11 protein-coding genes are annotated in these 8979 nt (G+C 69.9%); 7 read left to right on the top strand and 4 right to left on the bottom strand.

Features of this window, described 5'->3' with window-relative positions:
* Window positions 1-439 (bottom strand): LysR family transcriptional regulator (locus tag ACTOWL_RS36940; protein WP_441326302.1); only part of this gene is annotated, 439 nt, incomplete at its 3' end.
* 129 nt (window positions 440-568) lie between these two features.
* Between ACTOWL_RS36940 and ACTOWL_RS36935 the strand changes: the two genes are divergently transcribed.
* On the top strand, window positions 569-790 hold the full coding sequence (locus ACTOWL_RS36935; protein WP_441326301.1) for a hypothetical protein: 222 nt from the start codon (window positions 569-571) through the stop codon (window positions 788-790).
* 120 nt (window positions 791-910) lie between these two features.
* Window positions 911-1651, top strand: a complete 741-nt coding sequence (locus ACTOWL_RS36930; RefSeq protein WP_441326300.1) for a dienelactone hydrolase family protein — start codon at window positions 911-913, stop codon at window positions 1649-1651.
* A 271-nt stretch (window positions 1652-1922) separates the two neighbouring features.
* On the opposite strand, the gene ACTOWL_RS36925 is transcribed toward ACTOWL_RS36930, so the two are convergent.
* Together ACTOWL_RS36925 and ACTOWL_RS36920 are read right to left on the bottom strand one after the other, a co-directional pair.
* On the bottom strand, window positions 1923-2570 hold the full coding sequence (locus tag ACTOWL_RS36925; RefSeq protein ID WP_441326299.1) for a hypothetical protein: 648 nt from the start codon (window positions 2568-2570) through the stop codon (window positions 1923-1925).
* 134 nt (window positions 2571-2704) lie between these two features.
* Complete coding sequence (locus tag ACTOWL_RS36920) at window positions 2705-3640, bottom strand: transcriptional regulator GcvA (protein WP_441326298.1); 936 nt, start codon at window positions 3638-3640, stop codon at window positions 2705-2707.
* Between the two features lie 134 nt (window positions 3641-3774).
* On the opposite strand from ACTOWL_RS36920, the gene ACTOWL_RS36915 reads away from it, so the two are divergent.
* The 5 genes from ACTOWL_RS36915 to grxD all read left to right on the top strand — a co-directional run bounded on the left by ACTOWL_RS36915 (window position 3775) and on the right by grxD (window position 7673).
* Window positions 3775-3993 (top strand): hypothetical protein, encoded by a 219-nt coding sequence (locus tag ACTOWL_RS36915; protein WP_441326297.1) that lies wholly within the window; start codon window positions 3775-3777, stop codon window positions 3991-3993.
* A gap of 161 nt (window positions 3994-4154) precedes the next feature.
* Window positions 4155-4835, top strand: coding sequence for a phosphoribosylformylglycinamidine synthase subunit PurQ (gene purQ, locus ACTOWL_RS36910; protein ID WP_441326296.1), 681 nt, complete (start codon window positions 4155-4157; stop codon window positions 4833-4835).
* Window positions 4832-7072, top strand: a complete 2241-nt coding sequence (purL, locus tag ACTOWL_RS36905; RefSeq protein ID WP_441326295.1) for a phosphoribosylformylglycinamidine synthase subunit PurL — start codon at window positions 4832-4834, stop codon at window positions 7070-7072. Before purQ ends, purL begins: the two co-directional genes overlap by 4 nt.
* Before the next feature lies 1 nt (window position 7073).
* Complete coding sequence (locus ACTOWL_RS36900) at window positions 7074-7313, top strand: BolA family protein (protein WP_441326294.1); 240 nt, start codon at window positions 7074-7076, stop codon at window positions 7311-7313.
* Between the two features lie 21 nt (window positions 7314-7334).
* Window positions 7335-7673 carry a Grx4 family monothiol glutaredoxin gene (gene grxD / locus ACTOWL_RS36895; protein ID WP_441326293.1) on the top strand — a complete coding sequence of 113 codons (339 nt, stop codon included), beginning with the start codon at window positions 7335-7337 and terminating at the stop codon, window positions 7671-7673.
* Window positions 7674-7747: 74 nt separating this feature from the next.
* Here grxD and ACTOWL_RS36890 read toward each other — a convergent pair.
* On the bottom strand, window positions 7748-8979 hold a 1232-nt coding region (locus ACTOWL_RS36890), incomplete at its 5' end, for a calcium-binding protein (protein WP_441326292.1).

Here is an 8979-nt window from a genome sequence, read left to right as displayed (position 1 = left end):
AGCGGGTGGCGCAATCCGCCTCCCCGCCCTCGAGATCGACCCGGGACAGCGACGCCGTGACGTTGACGTCGATATCGGGATGCGCCGCGGTGAACCCCCGCAGGCGCGGGGTCAGCCATTTCGCGGCGAAGGACGGGGTGGTGCTGATGGTGAGCACGCCGGCAGTGCGACCCGGCGCGATCTGCGCCGTGGCGTCGGCGATGCCGGCCAGGGCCCCGCTGACCAGGGGCAGATAGGTGCGGCCGGCCTCGGTCAGCTCCAGGCTGTTCTCGCGGCGATGGAACAGCCTGACCGACAGCCAATCCTCCAGCCGGCGCACCTGCTGGCTGACCGCGGCCTGGGTCACCGACAGCTCGGCCGCAGCGCGGGTGAAGCTGCGGTGCCGCGCCGCCGCCTCGAAGGCCCGCACGCCGTTCAGCGGGGGCAAACGCCATCCCATTCCGACCCCTCAGGCCAAGTTTTTATGGGGCTAGGCCCAGACTATCCCGTTTGCGGCCGCGGCCGCCAGGACCGATCTTAGGGGCACGGGTCGACCCCTGATCTTCCAACCCTCGATCAGGACCGTATCATGACCAGCATCTGCATCGACGAGCGCCGCGCGGAATCCCGCAGACGGCCATCCCCCATCCTTGTCCTGCTCCGCCGCATCGCGGCCCTGCCGGCGCTGTGGTGCGCCCGGATCGAGGCGCGCGGCCGGATGCAGCGCATGGACGATGACACCCTGCTCGACCTCGGCCTGCGCCGCGACCAGGTCGAGACCATGCGCCGCAAGCCATTCTGGCGGGAATGAGGGCTATGATCCCGGCACGGCCGATTCGTTTCGATGGCGCCGCCAGACCGAACGGGCCTGGCGAGCGGATATCGACGTTTGCGCTCCCGCGGCCGGGGCGAGCTCACAAGGGATTGGCAGATGAGGCGCGACCTCCAGATCAAGACGTCGGACGGGACGGCCAAGGCAGCGCTGTTCCACCCCGATGGCGCCACCGCGCCGGGCAAGGCGCTCCGCGGCGTCATTCTCTACATGGATGCGATGGGCCCACGGGCCTCGCTGGCCGGAATGGCGCAGCGGCTGGCCGATTCGGGCCATGTCGTGCTGTTGCCGGACCTGTTCTACCGGTTCGGGTCGTACGGCCCGTTCACCGGCGCCTCCTTCGGCGATGAGACCGCCCGCGCCCAGATCATGACGATGCTGCGCGAGACCAGCCAGGAGATGACGCGGCGGGACACGGCCGCCTTCATCGACGTGTTCGACGCGGAGAAGGTCGCGGGCCGGATCGGCGCCGTCGGCTACTGCATGGGCGGCGCCCGGGCGCTGACCGCGGCGGCCGCCTATGCCGACCGGATCGGCGCGGCGGCGAGCTTCCACGGCGGCAACCTGGCCGGCGAGGCGCCCGACAGCCCGCATCTCCTCGCCGACAAGATCAAGGGCCGCGTCTATGTCGGCGTCGCCGGGGTCGACAACAGCTTCCCGCCGGAGCAGTCGGCGCGGCTGGCCGAGGCCCTGCGGCGGGCCGAGGTCGACCACATCATCGAGAATTATGTCGGCATGGCGCATGGCTGGGCGGTGCCCGACCACAGCGTCTACAATGAGGCCGGCGCCGAGCGGCACTGGAAGCGGCTGCTGACATTCTTCGACGAGGCGCTCGCGTAGAGCGGACTGAATCGAGGTCGGGTCCGTCAGTGCATCCGGCAGGGGCTGAGAGGATGCCGAGCGTCTTTGGCGCCGGCGGGTGAAGCGGGTCCCGGCCTCGACAAAGGGCCCTCACCCGGAGGCGCAAGCGCCTCCGACCTCTCCCGCCTTGCGGGAGAGGCAAAACAATCCGGTTCGCGTAGGTTGGGTTCGCGAACGCGAACCCAACAGAATTGGGGGCCGCGATGGCGGCGCGATGTTGGGTTTGCGAACGCGAACCCAACCTACGAAGCTATCCCGTGTCCGGCGGCTTCGGCTTGCGGCGGTCGACACCGGCCGAGCGGGGTGCGGGCGCATCCTCAGGATCGTCCTCGCCGTCCCGCGGCGGGATGAAGCCCAGCTCCTCCATGGCCACGTCGGCCATTTCGAGCCAGCGTTCCACCTGCACTGGATAGCCCCAGCGCCGGCACAGCGCCGCCACCGCGACCTCTACCCGGCTGGCTTCGATCAGCTCGACCACCTCCGGCCGCTCCACCCGCTCGCACACCTCGGTGGCGCGGCGCTCGACCTCCTCCTGGTCCCCGGACGCTTCGTAGGCCGCCGCCAGCATCGCCAGCTTCACCCGAAGCGCGTGCCAGTCCTCCTGGGCCGCCTCGCGCTGCGCCGCGACCTTGCGCCGCTCGTCGCGCTGCCCGGCGAACTTCGCCTCCAAGAGCAGGGTCAGCCGCAGCGACTTCGCGATGACGTCGATCCGCCGGGAATAGTCGACACCGGGCTGCGGCGCCTCCACCGCCTCGGTGCGGGTCGCCTCCATGATCTCCATCTGGATCTCGGCCGCCCGGGCGAGCATGCGCAGATGCCGCGCCGTCCGCTCCTCCTGGGGAGCGGCCGGGGCTTCCGAAATCGAATCGGTCTGCGCGGTGTCCATAGAACGTAGCATGAACAAGATCGCAGATTAATACAAGTGCACAATGTGTTTACAACGGGACGAGGTCGGATCGGATCACGCCGAAGCGATCGCACGGAGCCCGGCCGGCATCATTCTCCAGCCCGGATGGACCGGCGTGATTCAACCTACGCCGCCGGCAGCGTCATCGGCTCCTCCGGCGACGCCTCGGCCTCCGCGGCCACGGCGAACAGCCAGTCGCGGAAGGCCCGCACCAGCGGCCGGCTGAGGGCGGTCGGCGGCGCCACGAAGTAATAGGCATAGTCGCTCTTCAGATGGTCGCGCGGCAGCGACTGCCAGAACGGCCGCACCAGCCGGCCGGCGCGCAGATCGTCCATCACCAGCACCCGCTGCGCCAGCGCCACGCCCTGGCCTTCGATCGCCATCTGGATCAGGAGTGCCGAATCCTGCGTCCGCGGGCCGCGGACCCAGCCGAGATCCTCCATCCCCGCCGCGCGGAGCCAGTGTTTCCACTGCACCAGCGTCTCGTCGTGCAGCAGGCGGAAGCGGCGCAGATCCTCCAGCTGGCACAGCCCGGCCTCGACCAGCGCCGGGCTGCACACCGGGAAGGTGTCCTCGGAGAACAGTTTCTCCGCCACCACCCCCTCCCACGCGCCGCTGCCGAAGCGGATGGCGCAGTCGACCCGGTCCCGGCTGAAGTCGACCAGCCGGGATTCGGCGTCGAGATTGACGTCGATCTCCGGCTGCTGCTCGTTGAAGGACGGCATCCGCGACACCAGCCATTTGCGGATGAAGGACGGGATCGCCGACACGGTGAGGATGCCGGAATGCGGCGGCGGCCGGATCCGGGCCGTGGCCTCGGCGATGGCGTCGAAGGCGTCGCGCAGCACCGGCAGGTAGCCGCGGCCGGTGTCGGTCAGCTCCAGCCCGCCCTCGGTGCGGTCGAACAGCTTGGCGCCGAGCCAATCCTCCAGCCGGCGCACCTGCTGGCTGACGGCGGCCTGGGTCACCGCCAGCTCCTCGGCGGCGCGGGTGAAGCTCTCATGGCGGGCCGCGGCCTCGAAGGCGCGGACGCCGTTCAGCGGCGGCAGGCGACGGCGCATGGGTTCCCTCATCGGCTCGATAGATTCTCTTATCCCGGCCACGAGAATATCCTGTTTGCGGTTTGTTCTCCAGACCGCGATCCTCATGGCGTTCCCGATGACCGATCGAACGCCCTGCCGGAAAGGGAAATGCCATGACGACCGCCTGCACCGACCACATCCAGCATCGCGCCACCCTGCCGACCAGCCGCTCCGGCCTGCGCGCGCTGATCGGCGCCGCCGCGGCCGCGCTGGGCGCCCGCCGCAGCGGCCGGCTGCCGGTGGAGGCGCTGGACGACCACATGCTGCGCGACATCGGCGTCGACGGCCCTGCCCCCGCCAGCGACCCGCGCGACCTGCTTCTCCGCCTGTAGCCTTCTCCCCCTGCGACTGGCCTTGCCGGCCGGCTCCGTCACCCTGCGGAGCCGGCCTCTTCCTTGTCCGCGCGCCGCGGCGCCGAGGCCGCGATGCCGTGCATGACTGCACAGCCCGCTGCGCCCTTGCCAAGGCCCGGCGGGACCGGTAAATCCCGGCCATGCAAGCCGCCGTCATCGTCTTCCCGGGATCGAACGCCGACCGAGACCTCGCCGTGGCACTCTCCCACGCGACCGGACGGCCGACCCACATGGTCTGGCACCGCGACACCGAGCTGCCGCCGACCGACCTGATCGCCATCCCCGGCGGCTTCTCCTACGGCGACTATCTCCGCTCCGGCGCCATGGCGGCGCAGTCGCCGATCATGGGCGCGATCCGCCAGGCGGTGGCCCGCGGCGTGCCCACCGTCGGCATCTGCAACGGCTTCCAGATCCTGACCGAGGCAGGGCTGCTGCCCGGCGCCCTGCTGCGCAATGCCGGGCTGAAATTCGTCTCCCGCCCCGTGGCGATGCGGGTCGAGACCTCGAACAGCCCGTTCACCCGCGGCTACAATGCCGGGCAGACGGTGCGGATCCCGATCCAGCACCATGACGGCTGCTACTTCGCCGATCCGGACACGCTGAAGCGGCTGGAGGACGAGGACCGCGTCGCCTTCCGCTACATCGCCGACCAGGACGGCCGCGGCAACCCGAACGGCAGCCTGAACGACATCGCCGGCATCCTGTCCGAGAACCGGCGGGTGCTCGGCATGATGCCCCATCCCGAGCGCGCCGCGGAGCCGGAGCACGGCAACACCGACGGCCGCGCCATGTTCGAAGGCCTGGCGCAGATCCTTTCATGACTCATCCGTCCAACGCCCCCCCGACCAATCGACCGGCGGAACCCGAGGTCACGCAGGCGCTGGCGGCGGAGTTCGGCCTGACCGCCGACGAGTTCGCCCTGACCCAGACGATCATGGGCCGGATGCCGACGCTGACCGAGCTCGGCATCTTCTCGGTGATGTGGTCGGAGCACTGCTCCTACAAATCGTCGCGCCGCTGGCTGAAGCAGCTGCCGACCACCGCGCCCTGGGTGATCTGCGGCCCCGGCGAGAATGCCGGCGTGATCGACATCGGCGACGGCCAGGCCGCCATCTTCAAGATGGAGAGCCACAACCACCCGAGCTTCATCGAGCCGTATCAGGGCGCCGCGACCGGCGTCGGCGGCATCCTGCGCGACGTGTTCACCATGGGCGCGCGGCCGGTGGCGAACATGAACGCGCTGCGCTTCGGCAGCCCGGACCACGCCAGGACCCGGCACCTGGTGGCCGGCGTCGTCGCTGGCATCGGCGGCTACGGCAACTGCGTCGGCGTGCCGACGGTGGGCGGCGAGACCAACTTCCACGCCTCCTATAACGGCAACATCCTGGTCAACGCCATGACCGTGGGCGTGGCCGGCACCGACAAGATCTTCTATTCGGCCGCCGGCGGCATCGGCAACCCGGTGGTCTATGTCGGCTCCAAGACCGGCCGCGACGGCATCCACGGCGCCACCATGGCCTCGGCCGAGTTCGACGAGGCGTCGGAGGAGAAGCGCCCGACCGTGCAGGTCGGCGACCCCTTCACCGAGAAGCTGCTGATCGAGGCCTGCCTGGAGCTGATGGCGACCGACGCCATCGTCGCCATCCAGGACATGGGCGCGGCCGGCCTGACCTCGTCCTCGGTCGAAATGGCGAGCAAGGGCGGCTGCGGCATCGAGCTTGACCTCGACCACGTGCCGCAGCGCGAGACCGGCATGGTCCCCTACGAGATCATGCTGTCGGAGAGCCAGGAGCGGATGCTGATGGTGCTGAAGCCCGGCCGCGAGGCCGAGGCCGAGGCGATCTTCCGCAAATGGGAGCTGGACTTCGCCGTGATCGGCCGGGTCACCGACACCGGCCGCATGATGCTGAAGATGCACGGCATGGTCTGGGCCGACATGCCGGTGGCGGAGCTGGTCGACGCCTCGCCGAACTACACCCGGCCGTGGGAGCCGACGCCGAAGCAGCCGGAGATCCCGGCCGCGTCCCTGCCCCTGCCGGAGGCGCCGGAGGCGGTGCTGACCCGCCTGCTGGCCTGCCCCGACCTCGCCTCCAAGCGCTGGATCTGGGAGCAGTATGACAGCCAGGTCGGCGCCGACACCGTCGCCCTGTCCGGCCAGGCCGATGCGGCGCTGGTTCGGGTGCACGGCACCGGCAAGATCCTGGCCATCACCACCGACTGCACCCCGCGCTACTGCCTGGCCGACCCCGAGGCCGGCGGCGCCCAGGCCGTCGCCGAGGCGTGGCGGAACCTGACCGCCACCGGCGCCCTGCCGCTGGCGATCACCGACAACATGAACTTCGGCAACCCCGAGAAGCCGCGGATCATGGGCCAGTTCGTCGGCTGCATCCAAGGTATGAAGGCCGCCTGCTTAGCCCTTGATTTCCCGGTCGTTTCCGGCAACGTATCGCTCTATAACGAGACCTCGGGCGAAGGCATCATGCCGACCCCGGCGATCGGCGGCGTCGGCCTCATCCAGGCCGGCGGGCGCCATGTCCGGCTCGGCTTCAAGACCGCCGGCGAAGCCATTGTCCTGATTGGCGAAACCAAGGGCCATCTCGGCGTCTCGCTGTATGCCCGCGAGATCCATGGCCGCGAGGACGGCGCGCCGCCGCCCGTCGATCTGGCGGCCGAGCGCCGCAACGGCGATCTCGTCCGCGCGCTGATCCAGGACGGCTCGGCCACCGCCTGCCACGACCTGTCCGACGGCGGCCTCTATGTCGCCCTGGCGGAGATGGCGATGGCCGGGCGGATCGGCGCCACGGTGGATCTGCCGGCCGAAGCCGGGCTGCTGTTCGGCGAGGACCAGGGCCGCTATCTGGTGACCGTGTCCGATGGTGAGGCACTGCTGGCGCGGGCCCGTGCGGCCGGCGTGCCGGCGCAAATCATCGGGCGCACCGGCGGCGACGTGTTGAAGCGCAAGGACGGCAGTGCCATATCGGTGGCTGAACTGCGCCGCGTCAACGAGGCGTGGCTGCCCGGATACATGACCGACATCGTGCAGTCGGGAGAGGCATGAGATGGCGATGGACCCGGCGGAGATCGTCCGCCTGATCAAGGACGGCCTGCCCGGCGCCGAGGTGCGGATCGAGGATCTGCGCGGCGACGGCGACCACTATGCCGCCTACGTCACCAGCCCGGCCTTCACCGGCAAGAGCCGCGTGCAGCAGCACCAGATGGTCTATCAGGCCCTCGGCGGCCGGATGGGCAACGAGTTGCACGCGCTGATGCTGCACACCACCGCCGCCGCCGAAGCCTGACCCTCAGCCAGCGAGTATCCCATGGACAATCCCGTCTTCGAGCGCATCCGCAGCGACATCGCCGGCACCGACGTCGTCGTCTACATGAAGGGCACCCCGGTGTTCCCGCAATGCGGCTTCTCCGCCGCGGTGGTGCAGGTGCTGACCCATCTCGGCGTGCCGTTCAAGGGCATCGACATCCTGACCGACCCCGGCCTGCGCCAGGGCGTCAAGGAATTCTCGAACTGGCCGACCATCCCGCAGGTCTACGTCAAGGGCGAGTTCGTCGGCGGCTGCGACATCGTCCGCGAGATGTTCCAGACCGGCGAGCTGCAAGAGCTGCTGGAAGGCAAGGGCATCGCCGTCGCCGCCCAGGGCTGAGGCCCGACGCTCCGATCAGACAAATGCCCGCCCCTTCCGGGGCGGGCATTGTCATGTCGGCCTGATGCCGGCCGCTACAGCACGAAGTCGCCCGACACCAGGGCGATGGCGCCGGTCAGCTGGATGTGGAAGTCGGACGCGCCGTCGCCGTTGACGTCGCCGGCGATGGTGGTGACGCCCGCCACCTGGCTGTAGCGCAGCTGGCCGGCGACGCCGGTGTAGAGGCCCGAGCCGATGAAGGCGAAGGCCTGGTTGCCGGCGACGGCAGTGCTGGCGTCGATCACCGACAGATCGATGCGATCGCCCTGGGCGTGGTTGAAGTCAGTGATCCGGTCGGCATTGGCCCCGACCACGCTGTCGCTCAGGGCCGTAAAGGTGAAGCTGTCGGCCCCGGCGCCGCCGGTGAGCGTGTCCTTGCCGGCCCTGCCGATGAGGGCGTCATTGCCGTTCCAGCCCTGCAGGACATTGGCGCCGGCGTTGCCGTAGAGGCTGTCATTGCCCTGGCTGCCGGAAAGGTTCTCGATGCCGGTCAGGGTATCGCCCTGCGCTTCGCCGCCGCCGCCGATGCCGCTGGCGAGGCTGACCAGGATCCCGACCGAGCCAGTGTAGTAGCTCGCGGTGTCGGTGCCCTCGGCGCCCTCAAGCGCGTCAGCCCCCGCCCCGCCGCTGAGGACGTCGTTGCCGGCCCTGCCGAAGAGGGCGTCGTTGCCGTTCCACCCCTGCAGCACATTGGCGCCGGCGTCGCCGTAGAGGCTGTCGCCGCCCTGGCTGCCGGTGAGGTTTTCGATGCCGGTCAGGGTATCGCCCTGCGCTTCGCCACCGCTGCCGGTTCCGCTGGAAAGGCTGACCACGACACCGACCGAGCCGGTGTAGTAGCTGGCGGTGTCGACGCCGGTGCCGCCATCGAGGTAGTCGGCCCCGGCATCGCCCCGGAGGACGTCGGTGTCGGCTCCGCCATAGAGCGAGTCGTTGCCGGCCGCCCCGCTGAGGGTGTCGTTGCCGGCGTCGCCATAAAGGCTCTCGACATCGGCCGCCCCGACCAGGGTGTCGGTGCCGTCGCCACCATAGCCGTAGTCGTTGCCGCCGCCACCGGTCTCGATCCGGTCGTTCTCGGTCCCGCCGTACAGGTAGTCGGTGCCGACGCCGCCGCGGAGGATGTCGTTGCCGTCATTCCCCGAAAGGGTGTCATTGCCGTCGCCGCCGCCGAGCGTGTCGGTGCCGGCCCCGCCATTGAGGTTGTCGTTCCCCGCCACCCCGTTCAGGACGTCGGTGCCGCCGCCGCCATAGATCGAGTCGATGCCGCCGG

Origin of the sequence: Inquilinus sp. CA228 (genome assembly GCF_052078665.1) — a bacterium.
GTDB lineage: Bacteria > Pseudomonadota > Alphaproteobacteria > DSM-16000 > Inquilinaceae > Inquilinus.
Note: the sequence above shows the minus strand (reverse complement) of the source record. Positions and strands in the feature narration are given on the sequence as shown.